We start from the raw sequence: 18,656 nt of genomic DNA, 5'->3' as shown, positions 1-18,656 counted from the left end.
TGTTGGAATAATTTTTTAACTTTCCAATACCATCATTGATCAACACAAACTAATACCATCATGGCAAAAGCAAGTAAAAAGAAAGCCGCTAAGAAAACAGCCAAGAAAGCGGCTCCCAAAAAAGTAAAAAAAGCCGCAAAAAAATCCCCCGCAAAAAAAGCAGTCAAAAAGGCCGCAAAGAAAAAAGCAGCCCCTAAGAAAAAAACAGCCGTTAAAAAAGCGGTCAGGAAAGCTGCCAAGAAAAAAGCGGCACCCAAGAAAAAAGCCGCACCCAAGAAAAAAGCCGCTTCAAAGAAAAAAGTTGCGCCGAAGAAAAAATCAACGCCCAAAAAAGCGGCGAAGAAAGCCGTGAAAAAAGCTGCACCTAAAAAAGCCGCGCCAAAGAAGACCGCTCCCAAAAAAGCAGCAAAGAAAGCCGCGCCGAAGAAAAAATCACCGGTTAAAAAAACACCGCCGCCCGCTCCCGCACCGGCCCCTATGACGGAACCTTCAGCACCCGAACCTACACCGGTGGCTGATCTTCCCGAAACAGATGATAACAAAGGAACTCCTTTCATGTAACCTGAAACGGTCATCATACAAAATCCCGCCAATAGCATTGGCGGGATTTTTTGTTTGCACCTTCTGCCATATACCAGGCAGCGCATGCCCGTTTTTTTGGCTGAAATGCGGCCTTTGTTTTGACCGGGCAATCTGTAAAATGGGTTATCTTTCTTGCCGGTAAACCCGATTTTCACAGAACCAACCCACTGCTATGCGTTATCTTCCTGTTTTGCTTATCTGTCTTTTATCGCTGACGGCGCTCTCCCAGAACAGTTCAAAAATCGCCGAAAAAACAAAGAACATGAAACGCTTCGACGGCTATTTCCCTTTCTGGTGGGACGCCGTTAACGGTAAACTGTGGATGCAGGTGGATAAGTTCGACAAGGAATTCCTGTATGTGAATTCTTTACCCGCCGGACTCGGATCGAACGATATAGGCCTCGACAGGGGGCTGATCGGCGGTACCAGGATCGTTTCTTTCAATAAAGTGGGTAAGAAACTGATGCTGGTACAGTCTAACTATGCCTACCGCGCCGTTTCAGACGACAGGAATGAACAGCGTGCTGTGAAAGAATCCTTTGCGCAGTCAACCATTGGCAGTTTTGTTGTGGATGAGGACGAAGGCGATAAAGTGCTGGTGGATGCCACTGCTTTCTTTGTGCGTGATGCCCAGAATGTGGCTGACCGTATCCGCCTGATGCGCCAGGGCACTTATGTGTTCAGCGAACCGCGTTCTGCCATCTACCTCCCCGGCACAAAGAATTTTCCGCTGAACACCGAGATAGAAGCCACCATCAGTTTTACCGGCGGCAGCGATGCGGGACGTTTCGTTACCACGGTTACGCCGTCTGCCGAGGCCATCACGGTGCGCATGCACCATTCTTTCGTACAGTTACCCGATAACCAGTACAAACCGCGGGTGCACGATATACGCAGCGGTTACTTTGGCATATCTTATTTTGATTACAGCAGTCCGTTTACAGACCCGATCGAGAAAATGTTCATTGCGCGGCACAGGCTGCAGAAAAAAGATCCGTCGGCGGCCATCAGCGATCCCGTAAAACCCATTGTGTATTATCTCGATAACGGCACGCCCGAACCCATCCGCTCTGCCCTGCTCGACGGTGCGCGCTGGTGGAACCAGGCATTTACTGCGGCCGGCTATAAAGACGCTTTTATCGTAAAGCTATTACCCGATACGGCGGATGCGATGGATATCCGGTACAATATGATCAACTGGGTACACCGTTCTACCCGGGGCTGGAGCTATGGCGCTTCTGTTACCGACCCGAGAACTGGAGAGATCATCAAAGGACAGGTTACACTTGGTTCTTTGCGGGTGCGCCAGGACTACCTCATTTTTACCGGTCTGCTGGCGCCTTATGAAACCGGCAAGCCTGTTACTGAAACCATGCGCAACGCCGCGCTGCAGCGGCTGCGTCAGCTGGCGGCGCATGAAGTGGGTCATACCCTTGGGTTGCAGCACAATTATGCATCCAGTCATAATAATATGGCTTCGGTGATGGACTACCCGCACCCGAATGTATTCATCAATGCAAAAGGTGAGATCGATTTTTCGAAAGTGTATACCAACGAGATCGGTGACTGGGATAAACGCGCCATTACCTATGGTTATGCCGATTTTGCACCCGACACCAATGAAGCGGATGCACTCAAAACCATTCTCGAAGAGAATACCAGCCGCGGGTTATTGTTTATCGCAGACGCCGATGCCCGTGCGGCAGGCGGTCTGCACCCGTATGCGCACCTTTGGGACAACGGAAAAGATGCTGCGGATGAATTGAAAAGCGTGTTACAGGTAAGGCAGAAAGCGATGGCACAGTTCTCCGAGAACAATATCCGCATAAACACGCCTTTATCCCGGCTGGAGGATGCGCTGGTGCCCGTATACAATTACCACCGCTACCAGCTGGAGGCAGTTTGTAAACTGATCGGCGGAATGAATTACAGCTACAGCGTGCGCGGCGATAAACAGGTAACACCGCAGGTACTCCCGAGAGAGGTGCAGGCAAAAGCCCTGGAGGCTGCGCTCGATTGCCTGTCGCCGGAAATCCTGTCCATGCCCGATAAGATGATGCAGCTGATACCGCCCCGCCCACCCATGTACTATGCCGTGGGTGAAGTCTTTCCCAAAAGAACAGGTATGAACTTCGACCCGCTGGCGGCGGCGGAAGCGCTGACGGAATACGAGCTGGATTTCCTGTTCCATCCCGAACGGGCTAACCGTCTTGCACAATTCAAGGCCCAGGCAGGCACGCAGGGCTGGGATGATGTGCTGGATGCGATCATCGCCAAAACCTGGAAAACGCCGGTACAGAAAGGACTGAAAGGACAGGTGCAGCTGCAAACGCAGCAGATGGTACTGACGGCCCTGTTAAGTCTTAGCCAGAACGATAACGCGAATTATATTGTCAAATCCATCTGTTTCGACAGGCTGCAGTCGCTAAAACAATATGCAAAGCAAATGACCGCCAGCAACCGCGCCCATTATACTTATGCCATAGAAAGAATAGATAAACCCACAGACATACCCCAGCCGCAACACAAAGAAATTCCACCCGGCGCACCCATCGGCTGCGACTTCGAGTAGCAGGTTCTCCCTCCGTGTTCCTCTGTATCTCTGTGCCTCTGTGTTGACCCGTGTCTCTGTCCTCTCACACCTCACTTCGTAAAACCCTCCGGCTGCAGGTGGCGAAATAGCGTATTTGCCACAGGGTTGAGCGTTTTTTAACACAGAGTCACGGAGATACAGCGTTGCACAGAGATTTTTCTCCGTGTTCCTCTGTACCTCCGTGCCTCTGTGTTGAGTCCGTGTCTCTGTCTTCCCCATCTGCACGGAACGTCACCTATCAGGTATGCCGATCCGCAGATCCGGCATACTCACTCCCCGGGATGATAGGTTCTCTCCGCATGTTTCACCACATCTTCTTTATAAAACAATACATCCTTAAACCGTCCTTTTGTATACATCTCTGCCTGGTCGCCAAAATGTTTGGAAGTAATATCCCCGCTTTCTCCGCCCGCAAGCAATGATTTCGCCTTTATTTTTTTGCCGAATTCAACCGCGCAGATAAAACTGTTGCCGTTATATCCATACCGTTTATTGGTTCCTGCATAGGTACGGCTTACAAACGATGGCAGGCATCCCCAGGTGGAAGCGGCAAAACCGCAGGATATGCTGGGTTCTGCGTCGTCAAATTTTTCCGTAAGATCTCCACTCAAACGCTGGTACCGGTTGATAGCACCCCAGGGTATCTGCCAGGAGCCCATTTTTTTCGAAAGCTCATCGATGGTGGCAAGCAACGGCTGCAGCAGGGTTTGCGCATTTGCCGAGGCGGCAAAACGCTGTGTTTTTTCAACCTGGTCGGCGTTATCGTTATCGCCGTTACTGCGTTGTGCCAATGGCCAAATCTTTTGTCCCCATTCAACAGCCAATGTGGTGGCAATGGAATTTTCCGCGCTGTTCCTGTCCCAGGCGGCAAGCGTTTTTATCGGTTCGGCCAGCAACCGGTAGGCTGTATCGGTTGTATTCGTTTCGTATGCTTTCAGCAATGCGGGCACCAGTACATCAAATGCGGCCAGATGGGTATCATAGCCTGTGTGAATTGTTTTATCGATCGTATAGCCCTTGTTTTCTGCGAGCAGTTTAGCGGCATTCACGCCACGGAAATTCTCCCCGGCAGGGGCCATATACACAGGGAAATCTCCTTTCTTCGGACTGCTGCTTCCCGAAACGGTAAAGGGAGTGGAGTTGCAGTTCTGTATCCAGCCCGATGATGGATTATGCACCTGTATCAACTCTTTCAGTGAGTGCAGGCCCTTCCATTCGGTGGCGCTGGTGCTGCCGTCAACAGGTTTTGTCCAGTTCAGTTTCGGATCCCGTTTTGGCATAAAGTTGCCGTGCCAGTAACCGATATTGCCTTTATCGTCTGCGTATACCGTATTGTTGGAGGTATTTGCGAGCAGTTCCATGGTTTTGGTGAACGCTTCCAGGCTGGTGGCCTTGGTTCGCTGCCAGGATTGTATCAAACCTTTGATATCCCTGTTGTTTGCCCTGACAGATATCCATTGCCCGTTGCGTTTGGCCATAACCGGTCCATGATGCGTGTAATAGGTGGTAATGTCTTTGGATACCAGCCGACCGTTGGAAAGATATTTTACTGTTATTGTTTTTTGTCTAACGGGTTTCAGCTGCTTATCGTATTCATAAAAAAAAGCGCCGTTTTTCTGTATCACTTTCTCGCTGTATGCATCCGCCACATCGCTGTAACTCGAGGTATGCATCCAGCCGCAGTGTTCATTGAATCCCTGGTACACAAAAAACTGGCCCCAGGTCACGGCGCCGTAGGCATGCAACCCTTCCTCGCTCTGTACTGCCACTTCGGGACGGAAATAAAAAGTAACATGCGGGTTGATATACAGGATGGCGTTGCCCGATGCCGTTCTGGCCGGGGCGATCGCAAATCCGTTTGAGCCGCCGGGTAAAGGATCAAACTCGACCGGTTTTGTTAAAGCGGTGATACCCGGGGCAGTGCCATAAAAACTGCGCAGTTCGTTTACGCTGATGCCCGCCACATCGATGGCGCCGATGCTGCCGTCTGTCCACAGAAGTGCATACCATGGCTGAAAACGTTTCAGCAGCGCGGGTTTGGTGGCGGGATGGGTATGGAGATAGTAGTTGATACCGTCTGCATAGGCGTCCATCAGCTTTCTTAACCAGCCCGGACTGTTCCGGTAATCTTTTATCGCTTCGCTCGAATCGATGACCATCCGTATGAGCAGGTCGTTATACAGTTCAGACTCGCCTTTTACCTCTGCTGTCCTGCCCAGTTTTTCAATATAGTTCATCTCCACCCGCTTAAAATCATCTTCACATTGCGCATACAGCAAACCAAATACGGCGTCGGCATCGGTCTTGCCGTAAATATGCGGAATGCCCCAGTTATCCCGGATGATGGTAATCTGGCGGGCCTGCTTTTTCCATCTGGCGATCTCCTGCGGAGAGAACGGCTGGGCGCCCGATGCAAACGCACCTAACAGAATGGGCAGCGCAATCACTACGTTCCGCAGAATACCGGCACGGAAAAAAAGCGGGACCGACAGAGGCAGAGAACAAGACGGTTGTTTCATGGTAAATCAGGGTTGATTGGCTTTGAGTACACGCAGAAAATTGCCGCCCATGATCTTTTTCACATCGCGTTTGCTGTAGCCGCGTTCCAGCAGGGCTTTTGTGATCAGTGGGTAGGAAGTAACATCGTCCAGCTGCTGCGGTGAGGAATTGATGCCGTCAAAATCGGAGCCCAGCCCAACATGGTCAACACCCGCCAGTTGTACGATATAATCGAGATGGTCCAGCAACATACCCATCGGTGGTCTTGCTGCCGTCACTTCCGAAGAATATGTATCCGAAATGGTGGTAACCGCATACTCGTATTGCATACCTGTTTTTGTGAGCGAATCTATCTCGGTCCTGTGCCTTGCAACAAATGCGCGTTCCTTGGTTTTGAAACTGCTGTCCACAAAACCGGAATAAAAATTCAATTGTATCACGCCGCCGTTTCTGCCTATGGCGCGGATCTGGTCGTCTTTCAGGTTGCGGAAAACAGGGCAGAGACTGTACGCATTGCTGTGCGAGGCGATAACGGGTTTGGTGGTTACCGCCAGCGCATCCCGGAAAGTCTGTTCGCCAACATGCGAAACATCCACCATTACACCCAGCTCGTTCATACGCCTGATGATCTGTTTGCCGGCATCGGTGAGTCCTTTGTGTGTTTTACCAAGACTGTCCGCTTTGTTTGTTTCATCCATTGCCGAAGTGGCCCATGCATTGGAATTGTTCCAGGTAAGTGTGAGGTAGCGCATGCCGCGTTCGTATAACTGCTCCAGCTTATGCACATCGTTCTCGATCATATGCCCGCCCTCCACGCCGAACATGGCCGCCACCCGCTTCAGCCTGATGGCCTCCTGTAGCTGCGCCGGGTTTTTTACGATAAGCAGTTTATCGTGGTTGCGCTCAGCCACCGCATACAGTGTATCCATTTCCCTGTTTGCCCAGGCAAAAGGATCGGCTTTATTGCCATCGCACCAGATCGAAAAAAACTGCAGGTCCACACCGCCCTGTTTAAAACGCGCAAGATCGGATTGGGTTTTTCCCCGCAGGTCTTTGTCCATGCTCAGGTGTTTTTCCATACAGGCCGTCAGAATATCGTTATGCGAATCCACAACAATGGCCCTTCCGTGCAGCTTCCCGGCATCCTGTGCCAGCACACGCCCCCCAAGCATAAACAGAACAAATATTGTTTTATACATATCCCCATTTTTCCCAACTCCCACCAACTGCAGATAACTCACGTCAACTCAGTCTCCCGTCCTCATTCCCCCCTAATCACTTCTCCCGCCCGGGTTCCGGTATGCTTCTCCTGGTCAACCGTTATTTTCCCGTTTACCAGTACATAGCGGAAGCCGGTGGAATACTGGTGCGGACGATCATAGGTCGACAGGTCCGTCACTTTAGCTGCATCAAACACAACAATGTCCGCTGCAAACCCTTCGCGAAGCAGTCCCCGGTGTTCCAGGCGGAATTTCTGCGCGGGCAGGGACGTCATTCTGCGGATGGCTTCTTCAAGCGACAATACTTTTTCTTCACGAACATATTTGGCCAGCACCCTGGCATTGGTGCCATAACCCCTCGGGTGCGGATTGCCGGAATTGAAAACGCGGATACTGGCATCGCTGGCAAACATATTGAAGGGGTACTGCATGATGTTCTTTACATCCTGGTCGCTCATGCCATGAAATACCATGCCGGCCCCGCCCTGTTCCATCATCTGTATGATCGTTTCGGCCTCTTCCCTGGCTTTGTGTTTTCTTCCCCTGATAAGGTTAACTTCCTCTATGCTCTTACCGTTCAGTGCAGAGTCTGCCCTAAAGCTGGCCACCACCGGGTAACTGAAATGTTTCAGCCTTCTTTTCTGCAAACGTCTCAGCATATAGTTGCTGACCTGTCTGCGCACTTCGGGCCTGGCCAGTCTTGCCTTGATTGAGTCCTGGCCGTCTGATAATACCCAGTCGGGCAGCAGCGTGCTCAGCGAGGTGCTGCTTGCGGTATAGGGATACTGATCTATCGTTACATCAAGACCTTCCGCTCTTGCCCGGATGATCATGGGAAGGATTTCCCTGCTGCGTCCCCAGTTCTGCTGACCGCTTAGTTTAAAATGCGATATCTCCACCGGCATGTTTGCTTCGCGGCCGATGTGCAGGGCTTCTTCAATGGCCTGCGTGACGCTGTCGCCTTCGTCGCGCATATGACTGGCGTATACGCCATGCCTGGCGGCGGCTTTTGCCAGCCGCACCACTTCCGCTGTTTTGGAATAGGTGCCCGGTATATAGATCAGCCCGGTGGAAAACCCGACCGCGCCGTCTTTCATGGCCTTTTCAACGATGGCTTCCATTTTCTGCAGTTCCTGTTCATCGGGATCGCGGTTGGCGGTGCCCATTACCGCTTTGCGCACATCGTTATGACCGATCAGCGATGCGATATTAACGGAAGTCTTCAGGCTGTCGAGCATCGAAAAATAAGCGCCGAGATCAACACGCGAGGAGCCGCAGTTGCCGGTAATGACGGTGGTTACGCCATCGTAAATAAAATTATCGGCGGTGGGGTTTCTTTTTTCATCGTCCTCGATATGCGTGTGCACATCGATAAAACCCGGCGCAACAAACAGACCGGCGGCATCGATGGTCCTGGTGGCGGTCCATTTGTCAAGCCTGCCCGTGGCGGCGATCTTCCCGTTTTTAACGGCAATGTCGCCATATACCCAGCTGTTGCCTGTTCCGTCCAGTATTTTACCGTTGCGGATCAGTACATCGGCTGTCTGGGCCCGGGTACCGGCAGAGGATACAAGCAAAAAAACAGCGGCATACAGCAAACGCATAGCGGGCAGTTTATGGATCATCAAGATACTTCAACAAACTAATCCGGCCTAACTAAATGGCCTTCTTCGGTATATACATGGTGAGACAGGGTGAGGGGAAACCCGTTGAAAACCCTGGAAAACCGTAATTTTGCATCCTCAAAAAATCGATATGCTCGATAAGCTTGACGCGATAAAAGCAAGGTTTGACCAGGTGGGTATTGCACTGACCAATCCCGAAATCATCAATAAACAGAAGGAGTTTGGTGCCTACAGCAAGGAATACAGGCAGCTGGAGAAGATCGTACGGCCCTACGAGGAGTATAAAAAAGTGATGGGCGATTACGAATTCGCCAAGGAGGCGCAGCATGGCACCGATGAGGATATGCGCGAACTGGCCAAGATGGAACTGCCTGCACTGGAAGAGCGGAAAACGATACTGGAGAGTGAACTGACCAAACTGCTGATACCCAAAGACCCGCAGGACGATAAGAATGCCATCCTTGAAATACGCGCCGGTACGGGCGGCGATGAAGCCAGTTTGTTTGCCGGCGATCTGCTTGGCATGTACCTGCGTTACTGCGCACGCAAAGGCTGGAAAACAGCCGTTGTGAGCGAAAGCGAAGGCACCGTGGGCGGATACAAGGAAGTGGTGGTGGAAGTAACGGGCGAAGATGTATACGGAACACTCAAATTCGAGAGCGGCGTTCACCGCGTACAGCGTGTGCCCGCAACCGAAACGCAGGGCCGCGTACATACCTCGGCCGCCACGGTTGCCGTTATGCCCGAGGCGGAGGAAGTTGACTTTGAACTGAAGGAAAGCGATGTAAAAATGGAAACGGCCCGAAGCGGCGGTGCGGGCGGACAGAACGTAAACAAAGTGGAGACCAAGGTATTCCTTACGCATATACCCACCGGTGTTACGGTGGTGTGCCAGACAGAGCGCTCACAGCTCGGCAACCGCGAAAAAGCGATGGTAATGCTTCGCACAAGGCTTTATGAGGAGCAGGTTCGCAAACAGGAGGAAGAGATCGCCAGCAGGCGGAAAACTTTGGTGAGCACCGGCGACAGAAGCGCCAAGATCAGAACCTATAACTGGCCGCAGGGGCGGGTAACAGACCACCGCATCGGTCTTACCTCCTATAACCTCGATGCCGTGGTGGGTGGCGAAATAGACGAGTTCATCGAAGCGCTGCAGGTGGCGGAGAACGCCGAGAAAATGCTGACCAGCCAATAGCGATCCGGTTTAATTTGTATCTTGTAGGAACAGACATATACGATGAAATACCTGGTAGCTGTTTCTATCTGTTTCCTGCTTTCCCTGACCTGCGTCCGGGCCCAGCTGGCCTACATGAGTGAAAACAACAGTTTTCTGCAGGATGTATCCGGCAACCCGCTTTACCTGAGAACGGCTTACACCGCGGAGGGAACGCCTTATTTCAATGAGGAATATTGTTACGCCGATCTTGCCGTTGCCAGAGGTAAAAGCTATCGGAATATCAGGGTAAAACTCAATCTCGGCGAGAGCCGGCTGATCTATAAAATCGGCGACAGCGAGATGGAAGCGCTCACACCCATTGATTACATCAGGTTTCATGACTGCGGCAATACCGGGAGCACCGTTGTTTTCAGGAGTGGCTATCCCGATATCGACAAACAAACCACCGGCAACTACTACGAAGTGCTGGACACCGGCACCATACAGTTACTGAAATACCGTAAAATCAGCTACGAAGACGTTAAACCGGCTTATGGGGGCGGCCCCATTGTACGCAGGTTCAGCGAGGTTGCTGTTTATTATGCTTATAATGCCGAAAAAGGAATGATGTCTCTTGGCAAAGGCAACGAAACCACACCGAGAATTTTTTCGGAAAAGCAACAGGAGGTCAGCAAATTTATCTCTGCGCGAAACCTCAGGCTGAAAAAAGAAGAAGACCTGAAAAAACTGTTTGCCTATTACAACGGTCTTGTAAAATAATGCACGGGCATGTAGCAGGTTGCAGTGTGAATGTCTGTTCCCGCCGCTAATTGCTTTTAACCGCTTCTTCCGCTTTCCTGATCTTGAGTTCCCAGTTCCATGCCGTGCGCATCATATCGTCAAGATCGTACCTGATCTGCCAGTTAAGTCCTTTTACGGCAAACTCGTTATTGGCATAAACGGCAACCACATCACCCGACCGGCGCGGGCCGATCTCGTAATTGAGTTGTACGCCGCTTACTTTTTCAAAAGCATGGATGGCTTCGAGCACGCTTACGCCGTTGCCCGTGCCCAGGTTAAACACATCGCATGCCGATGCATTCCTTTGATCGATCAGGTACAGCAATGCAAGCGTATGCGCGCTGGCAATATCGCAGACATGAATATAGTCGCGTATACAGCTGCCGTCGCGGGTGGGATAGTCGTTTCCATGTACCACCAGCCTGGGTATTTTACCGATCGCCGTTTGGGTGATGGCGGGTACCAGGTTCTGTGGTTTGCCCAGCGGCTGCTCGCCGATAATGGCCGTTGGATGGGCGCCTACGGGATTAAAATAACGCAGCAGTATGGAGCTGGTTTGTGCGCTGCCCGAAAAATTCCGGATGATCTCTTCACCCATCTGCTTGGTGGCGCCGTAGGGCGACTCTGCTTTTTTGATGGGGGAAGTTTCTACCACAGGCAGGGCATCGGGGTTGCCGTATACGGTGCAGGACGAAGAAAAAACAAAATGCGGCACCGAAAATTCCTGCACGCATTTCAGCAGGTTCACCAGGCCAAACAGGTTATTCTCGTAGTACAGCAGCGGTTTTTCCACCGATTCACCCACTGCTTTGTACGCGGCAAAATGGATCACGCCAACGATATCCGGATTCTCCTGGAAAACGGCCAGGGTTTCGTCGAAATTCTTCAGGTCAACCTGGTAGTTCTTTACCTTCTTACCTGTGATCTGTTCTATGCCCAGCAGGGGATAGGCAGAAGAGCGCGAGTTATCGTCTGCCGAGATCACCTCGAACCCGTTTTCGATCAGATCCACGATGGTATGCGAACCGATAAAGCCGCAGCCGCCGGTAACCAGTACTTTTTTCATACCTGCAAAATAAGCCCAAAATCAGCAAGTAACTAAAGCTGCGGCACAGGAATCAGTGAAACCGGAAGATTATTTTACGAAGAGTTTGAGTATAAAATACACAACGGCCGCAAGAATACCCGAGATGGGAATCGTGAGTATCCATGCCCATAACAGGTTTACCGTTACACCCCAGCGCACCGCGCTCAAACGCTTGGTGGCGCCTACGCCGATGATGGAACCGGTGATGGTATGCGTGGTGGATACGGGTATTTTGAAATGCTCGGTAAGGAACAGTGTCATGGCGCCGGCTGTTTCGGCGGCCACACCTTCCAGCGGGGTTACCTTGGTGATGCGCGTGCCCATGGTCTTAACGATCTTCCAGCCGCCGCTCATGGTACCGAGACCGATGGCGAGGAAGCTGGTTACCGGAACCCAGTCGTACCGCGCAACAAACTGGTTAAAATCCATATGGTTTCCCTTGGTGCCTTCGTAGTAAATGATGGCTGCGCCGATGATGCCCATCACTTTCTGGGAATCGTTACTGCCGTGCCCGAGACTGAACGCCGCGGAAGACACCAGCTGTAAACGTTTGAACCAGTTCTCTGCGCGGTAAGGGTTGGCCCGTTTGCACAGGTGCACGATAAGGATGGTTATCAAGAATGCGATGATCATGCCGATCAGGGGCGCAAAGAAAATGAAGAGAAAAGTGGGAATCACTTTTGCATAGTTGATCACGTTGCTGCCATGATCGCTGAGCGAACCGGCGTGCGCAACTGCCGCTCCCACAAAGCCGCCCATCAGTGTATGCGAGGAGCTGGAGGGAATGCCGAACCACCAGGTAATCAGGTTCCAGATGATGGCGGCAATAATACCCGCCAGAATCACTTCGAGCGTAATAAACTCAGCGTTCACCCATTTGGCAACCGTATTGCCGATGCCGAATTCCTTGAAAACGAATTTGGCGATGAAAAAGGCTGCAAAGTTGAAGAAGGCAGCCCAGAGCACTGCCTGGAAAGGCGTAAGCACTTTGGTAGAAACGATCGTTGCAATGGAATTCGCCGCATCATGAAAACCATTGATGTAGTCGAAGATGAATGCCAGAACGATGATGACTATTAGTAAAGTGAACATGCAAACAGGGTTGAATATTGAGTGCGAACTGCGGGTTGCGAAGTACGAACGTTACGCGTACTTGATGATGATGGATTCGATCACATTGGCCGCATCTTCGCATTTATCGGTTACGATCTCCATCACCTGGTAGATCTCTCTTTTCTTGATCACTTCCTTGAAATCGTTCTCCTGCTGGAAAAGCATTTCGATGCTCATATCAAATACATCGTCGGCCTGGTTTTCGATGCTGTTCACTTTTACCATCGCCTCGGTCATTTCGCGCAGGTTCTTCATATCACGAAGCCCCATCACCGCTTTCTTGATCTCCGCAGTGCCCTGCAGTATCAGGTCGGCCATTTTCTGGATGCCCGTATCGTTGGGGTTTACATTGTAGAAGTTGATTTTTTTGGCGGAGGCGTATGCGTAATCGCAGATATCATCGAGGGCCGTGGCAAGGTAGTGTATGTCTTCGCGGTCAAAAGGTGTGATGAAGTTGCGGCCGAGCTCTGTAAAGATCTTATGGGTATTATCGTCGTTCTTGTGTTCGAGGTCTTCTATCTGGGCAAGGATCGCGGCCCTTTTGTTGTGGTCGGGCTCGCTTACCATTTCTTTGAGCTTCACGCCCATCTCGTTCACTTTTTCCGCTACGTCCTCAAACAATTCATAAAAAACCTTGTTCTTTGGCATGAACAATCGACCAAAGTTGTTAATACCCATAGCTTTTTTGTTTTGGCAAAAATAGGCTTATGCTTCGGTAAGAACCCGGCACAGCAATAATTAATGATTTGGTAATATAGGTTTTGGAGGCTTTTTTGTATTTGCAGAAACCTATTTCATAACAGTTTCGTTGCATTGGCTTCATATCTGGGTAACATTGCCGCAACACCTTTGCAGGGCAAGAACATAGCAATTGAATAATTTTCTCATGTGCCTGCCCTGATGTCTATCGGGGCAGTCTTTTTTAATTCAAAAGAGAAAGTGAAAGGAGTGGGTGAACAGTGAACCGGCAGCCGGTTGTATATGATAAATCTGTAATATTGTTTGTGTTCGATGGCCAATTTGCAGGTCGGCAATTCTGCACTCACTACCCGCGATTCATTTTTTGATTTTGATTTTTCAGTTCTGACTTTTACCCTTAGTCCTTCCTGGCATCCAGCGTAAACCCTATGGTGGTGCCCACATCGGGCTTGCTGCGTACATGAACCGTTTGTTCGTGGGCTTCTATGATATGTTTGCAGATGGCCAGTCCCAGTCCCGTACCGCCCACATTGCGGCTGCGTCCGCGGTCGGTTCGGTAGAAACGTTCGAATATCCTTGGCAGATGCTCTTCCGAGATACCGATGCCATCGTCGCTGATCTCGATCAGTACATGGCGGCCATCCGTTTTGTAGATACTGGTAACAATGGTGCCGCCCTCCTTTCCGTACTTGGTGGCGTTTTCAAAAAGATTATTCAGCACCTGCCGGATCTTTTCTTTGTCTGCAAATACGGTGATGGGGTATTCGCATCCTTTTTTGATGCTGCAGCGGATATTCTTTGCGCTTGTTTTGATGGAAAGCGTTTCATAGATCTCGCGGATCAGGTCCTGTATCACAAAATTCACTTTGTACAGGGGCTGCTGGCCGCTTTCAAGCCGGGTGATCTCGTCCAGGTCCGATACCAGGTTCACCATACGGTCCACATTTCTGGCGGCGTTCTCCAGGAAACGTTTGCGCACTTCGGGGTTGTCCATGGCGCCGCCCAGCAGCGTATCCACATAACCCTGTATCGCAAAAATCGGGGTCTTGAACTCATGCGCCAGGTTCTGCAGAAACTCTTTGCGGTAGGCTTCGTTGGTCTTCAGTTTTTCGATCTCCGCGCTGCGTTGTTCCGCCCACTGCTCCACATCGGCGCGTACTTCGTCGATGCCTTTTTGCGGCAGTATGTATTTGTAATAGGTCTCCTCGCGCTTGGTGGCCTTGGTCTGGTAAATGAATTTATAGATCAGTTTGATCTTACGGTAGATAAACGATTCCAGCACAAAACGAATCAGCAGGTAAGAGCCGCAGAAGACCACGCCCAGCGATACCAGGGCTATCAGCCAGTCCATCCGCAGCACCCAGATGCCCAGCGCCACCGGCACGGATAGGATCAGCGCCGTAAATGCCGATAATTGCTGCGGTGAGAAATTCTTGGTGGTAAACATGCGTGCAGACTGCGATTTACGGGTACAAAGTACGAAAGGCAAAATTATCCGGTAACCGCCAATATTCCGGCCGTTCATGATGCCGGTGCGTGGGTCTTACCCCATGCCTACAGCTCGAACTTATAACCCACACCTTTTACGGTGGTGATGCAGTCCACGCCCAGCTTCTGGCGCACTTTACGGATATGCACGTCGATGGTGCGGTCGCCAACGATCACATCGTTACCCCAAACCTGTGAAAGGATCTCGTTGCGCAGGAATACGCGCCCGGGGCGGGAGGCAAGCAGGTACAGCAGTTCAAATTCTTTTTTGGCGAGTACCAGCTCGTTGCCGTCGATGGTTACCAGGAATTTCACCGGGTCGATGGTGATATTGCCGATCTCGATGGTTTTGCCCGTTTCCTTGCTGTTGACCCTGCGGAACAGGGCGTTTACGCGGCTTACGAGCACTTTGGGACTGATGGGTTTGCTTACATAATCATCGGCGCCGGTTTCGAGGCCTTTGATCTCCGAAGCTTCGTCGTTCAGGGCGGTGAGGAAGATGATAAGGGTATCCTGGAAAGAAGGCTGGCTGCGCAGTATCTGGCATACTTCCACACCGGTTTTGCGCGGCATCATGATATCGAGTATGATAAGCTCCGGCTGCAGTATCCTGGCCCTTTCTATGGCTTCGTTGCCGTCTTTTGCCGTGTAAACATCGTAACCCTCTTTGCCGAGGTTGTAGCTAATGATCTCTAAAATATCCGGTTCGTCGTCAGCAATCAGAATCTTCTTTGCCTTTCCTTCCATGTTAACGTTATGTTTACACAAAATTAATTTGTGCAGGCCGCAAAACGGGGAAATACGCTTATTATGTTATTGTTAACTGCAAAAACGTCCGGAAATGCATCTTAACGCCGGTGGCAGTATTTTTGTATGAAGTTATGCGAATGAAGAAAATTACCCTATTTGTAGCAGCCTCATTGATGGTCTGTATTTCTTTCGGGCAACGTGAGATCCCGGTGCCGGCTATCCCGGCAATACGTCAACTGCATCATGAGTCGATAGTTAACTCGTTGACTACCATATCCAAATTTCCGATCACAAAAAGCGATACGCTGAACCGCTCCATTAACCGGGCGGTAAGGATCCTGGTCAATAATATGCGGGCCGGCGTGGAGATCAATACCGTGCTGGACAATAACGGCAAATTCAAATGGCTGCGGGGCATCAACGAAATGCTCACCAGCTTTATTTCGGGTTACCGCGCAAAAGTGATCAGCGGAAGCCTGTTATCCAACCTGGTAAAGGCCTACGACGATGCCATGCGGCTCGATATCAACGGCCGTTCCATTCTGGGCGTTGTCAGGGATAACCCGATGGAAGTTGGCCAGATTCTGGTAGACAACTACGCCCTGCAGGGAAACCAGGGCATAGTCCCCGGCAAAGACATACTGGTGCTCAAAGCCTGCCAGCGCGATCCGGAAAACCTGATGCGGATTTTGAAAAAATACCCCGATAACCGCTATGCAGACAGCCTGCTCATACTGGCTGCCTTCCGCGACCAGGAGGAGCTGTACAACTATGCAAGCGACAGCCACAGCGCTTTGGGCAAACGCATTCACTCGATCAACCACCCCCTGGTGAAAACCATCGTAAAAATGTCGCAGCTGAAAACGGGGCGGATGTATTTTCCTTTCCTCGACGATATCTACAATGGCAAGATCAGCATGGATTCCATCACACCCAAACTGGAAAAGGATTCGAGCGAATACTATGCACTGCTTGTTAAAACCCGTATCGGCTACGCAAAACGTATGCAGAACGGCGATACGCCGATGGCCGCAAAGGCACTGGTGAATAAATTGCACACAAAAGCCATCGAGCTTTATATCAACGAGATCAATGCCCTGCACGATGTAAGCAATCTCAATGTCCGGTTCAAAAAACTGGAAGGGTTATCACCCGAAGAACTGTACTATGTAGCGGTGCTGGGCGAGGAGGAAATCTACACTTCGAGTTTTGTAAGCGGCGTATACCCGCGTATCATCAGCAGGCTGGGCAAGTCCAGATCGGATACCCTGCTGCAGCTGGTGCACAACGACTATTACAAGAAATTCCTGAAGATGTGCGCCGCGTATAATACGCTGGATAATTTTCTCGACAAGATGGACAAGTCCACCTCGCAGACCTACATGAAGGGTTTTGTGAGCGGTCTGGAGAATACCCGCACCCTGGAAGATGCGGTGGATGTGGCCGATTCGTACGGCAGTATCTATAACAAGGATCTCCGTAAACTCATCCTCGACCAGGTGCAGATCAAACTGGCAGAGAACCAGCAGAAAAAGAACAAACGGGGCACCGTTATCTATAACCTGCTCAATACCATTTTCCTATCGATGGATTCGTCCAATCACATCGATGTGGCGGCGCAGCTTGGCATCAACCCGATCTATATTATGCCGAACCAGCTGCTGCGCGACACTTCGAAGCGGATCATCGTTCAGCAGTTCTTTTATGGCGATAAGGACGGCCGTACCTACTACGATGCCTTCCTGGCGCAGTTCCGCAATGCCAACTGGCGTATCACCAGAAAACCGCAATGGGTGGAGGTGCAGTCGGTAAAAGGCGCACCGGTAACCATCTATTCCAACCTGCCGCTGGATGAGAAACAGGATCTCGATGCGGAATCGCAGGATAAACTGATTGCCTATCTGGAAGACAAAGGCCTGGAACCAACGGTTGTGATCCATCGGGGACACAGTTATTACCTTAATTCAACCATCTCCAAGCTGCCGTCTTCGGGTAAAGTGGTGCTGGTGGGAAGCTGCGGCGGTTACCAGATGCTGAACAAAGTGCTGGAGATCTGTCCGGGCGCCCATATCATTTCTTCCAAACAGGTAGGGGCGGGTATCATCAACCAGGGGCTGATCAACCTGATGACAGAGCAGCTGCGCCAGGGAAAAGACCTGAACTGGCCGGCCATCTGGCGAACCCTTGGCGGCAAATTCAACGGCGGCATAGAAGAGAAATTCGACGACTATGTTCCTCCTTATAAAAACCTCGGCGCCATCTTTATTACGGCGTATAACAATGCGCAGTGATGCAGGGTGAAATGAGGTGAATCTTTTGAAAGGATTGGGGGTTGAATGGTTACTTGGCCTCTGGCCAACCGTTTTCACCCTTCGGCAAACAGTCATTCCCTAAGTCAGAAAAGGGTTATTCCTTTTCTCGTACCCTATGGTGGTAGGCATACCATGACCGGGGTATACCGTTATCTCATCGGGAAGTACGAAAAGCTGCGTACGGATACTGTTTAACAGGGTCTCGTGGTTGCCGCCGGGAAGATCGGTGCGGCCGATGCTTTCGCGGAAAAGCACATCGCCGCCGATCAGGAACTGCTGGCCGGCGCAGTAAAAACAAAGACTGGCCGGTGAATGACCGGGCGCAAGGATCACCGTCAGTACATCCGCACCCAGCAGGATGGAATCACCCGCTTCGAGGTATTGCACTTCTCCCTCGTAATTCCGGAAAGGCAACCCCCATTTCTCGCCCGAAGCCGGCGCCAGTTTCAGCATGGGCAGTTCGTCCCTGTGGATATTGGGTTGCAGCCCCCAGGTATCGTATACCCATTTGTTGCCGAAAACATGATCCAGGTGGCAGTGGGTGTTCAGCAACCTTACGGGTTCCAGCTGCGTATCTTCTATAAACTTTTTTAACGTTTCCTGTTCAGCGCTGAAGTAACAGCCGGGATCAATTATAATAGCTTTGTTATGCTCGTTGTACAGCACATAAGTGTTTTCCTGGATGGGACTGAAGGTAAATGCCTTGACGGTAAGCATGGGTATTTTTGGAC

At 50.9% G+C, this 18,656-nt stretch carries 14 protein-coding genes; 4 read left to right on the top strand and 10 right to left on the bottom strand.

The genetic code is table 11. The features are described 5' to 3' along the window. Positions 1–32: 32 nt before the first annotated feature. Positions 33–737: a hypothetical protein gene (locus GWC94_RS12875; RefSeq protein WP_161835419.1), complete on the bottom strand. Its 705-nt coding sequence runs from the start codon at positions 735–737 to the stop codon at positions 33–35. 17 nt (positions 738–754) lie between these two features. Here GWC94_RS12875 and GWC94_RS12870 point away from each other — a divergent pair, with 17 nt between their 5' ends. Then, positions 755–3,154: a zinc-dependent metalloprotease gene (locus tag GWC94_RS12870; protein WP_161835418.1), complete on the top strand. Its 2,400-nt coding sequence runs from the start codon at positions 755–757 to the stop codon at positions 3,152–3,154. A 290-nt stretch (positions 3,155–3,444) separates the two neighbouring features. Here GWC94_RS12870 and GWC94_RS12865 read toward each other — a convergent pair whose 3' ends face one another. The 3 genes from GWC94_RS12865 to GWC94_RS12855 all read right to left on the bottom strand — a co-directional run bounded on the left by GWC94_RS12865 (position 3,445) and on the right by GWC94_RS12855 (position 8,498). Next, positions 3,445–5,694 carry a penicillin acylase family protein gene (locus GWC94_RS12865; protein WP_161835417.1) on the bottom strand — a complete coding sequence of 750 codons (2,250 nt, stop codon included), beginning with the start codon at positions 5,692–5,694 and terminating at the stop codon, positions 3,445–3,447. A 6-nt stretch (positions 5,695–5,700) separates the two neighbouring features. Continuing rightward, positions 5,701–6,873, bottom strand: a complete 1,173-nt coding sequence (locus GWC94_RS12860) for a dipeptidase (RefSeq protein WP_161835416.1) — start codon at positions 6,871–6,873, stop codon at positions 5,701–5,703. A 62-nt stretch (positions 6,874–6,935) separates the two neighbouring features. Further along, positions 6,936–8,498: an N-acyl-D-amino-acid deacylase family protein gene (locus GWC94_RS12855; RefSeq protein WP_161835415.1), complete on the bottom strand. Its 1,563-nt coding sequence runs from the start codon at positions 8,496–8,498 to the stop codon at positions 6,936–6,938. 130 nt (positions 8,499–8,628) lie between these two features. On the opposite strand from GWC94_RS12855, the gene prfA reads away from it, so the two are divergent. Both prfA and GWC94_RS12845 read left to right on the top strand, forming a co-directional pair. Then, the gene (gene prfA / locus GWC94_RS12850) at positions 8,629–9,714 is read left to right on the top strand and encodes a peptide chain release factor 1 (RefSeq protein WP_235918531.1); all 1,086 of its coding nucleotides are present in this window, start codon (positions 8,629–8,631) and stop codon (positions 9,712–9,714) included. Between the two features lie 42 nt (positions 9,715–9,756). Beyond that, on the top strand, positions 9,757–10,455 hold the full coding sequence (locus GWC94_RS12845) for a hypothetical protein (protein WP_161835414.1): 699 nt from the start codon (positions 9,757–9,759) through the stop codon (positions 10,453–10,455). A gap of 46 nt (positions 10,456–10,501) precedes the next feature. Here the strand turns inward: GWC94_RS12845 and galE are convergent, their stop codons facing one another. The 5 genes from galE to GWC94_RS12820 form a co-directional block, all read right to left on the bottom strand. Then, complete coding sequence (gene galE, locus GWC94_RS12840; protein ID WP_161835413.1) at positions 10,502–11,542, bottom strand: UDP-glucose 4-epimerase GalE; 1,041 nt, start codon at positions 11,540–11,542, stop codon at positions 10,502–10,504. 69 nt (positions 11,543–11,611) lie between these two features. After that, complete coding sequence (locus GWC94_RS12835; protein WP_161835412.1) at positions 11,612–12,655, bottom strand: inorganic phosphate transporter; 1,044 nt, start codon at positions 12,653–12,655, stop codon at positions 11,612–11,614. Positions 12,656–12,706: 51 nt separating this feature from the next. Next, a complete protein-coding gene (locus tag GWC94_RS12830) occupies positions 12,707–13,324 on the bottom strand; it encodes a DUF47 domain-containing protein (RefSeq protein ID WP_235918530.1) in 618 nt (205 codons plus the stop codon). Positions 13,325–13,772: 448 nt separating this feature from the next. Beyond that, positions 13,773–14,864, bottom strand: coding sequence for a sensor histidine kinase (locus GWC94_RS12825; protein ID WP_235918529.1), 1,092 nt, complete (start codon positions 14,862–14,864; stop codon positions 13,773–13,775). A 65-nt stretch (positions 14,865–14,929) separates the two neighbouring features. After that, on the bottom strand, positions 14,930–15,610 hold the full coding sequence (locus GWC94_RS12820) for a response regulator (protein ID WP_161835410.1): 681 nt from the start codon (positions 15,608–15,610) through the stop codon (positions 14,930–14,932). Positions 15,611–15,876: 266 nt separating this feature from the next. Here GWC94_RS12820 and GWC94_RS12815 point away from each other — a divergent pair, with 266 nt between their 5' ends. Next, positions 15,877–17,904, top strand: a complete 2,028-nt coding sequence (locus tag GWC94_RS12815) for a hypothetical protein (protein WP_161835409.1) — start codon at positions 15,877–15,879, stop codon at positions 17,902–17,904. 99 nt (positions 17,905–18,003) lie between these two features. Here GWC94_RS12815 and GWC94_RS12810 read toward each other — a convergent pair whose 3' ends face one another. Next, a complete protein-coding gene (locus GWC94_RS12810) occupies positions 18,004–18,642 on the bottom strand; it encodes an MBL fold metallo-hydrolase (RefSeq protein WP_161835408.1) in 639 nt (212 codons plus the stop codon). Positions 18,643–18,656 lie beyond the last annotated feature (14 nt).

Origin of the sequence: Sediminibacterium soli, assembly GCF_009939225.1 — a bacterium.
Classification (GTDB): domain Bacteria; phylum Bacteroidota; class Bacteroidia; order Chitinophagales; family Chitinophagaceae; genus Sediminibacterium; species Sediminibacterium soli.
The sequence above is the reverse complement of the archived record's forward strand: the minus strand, read 5'-3'. Positions and strand labels throughout refer to the sequence as shown.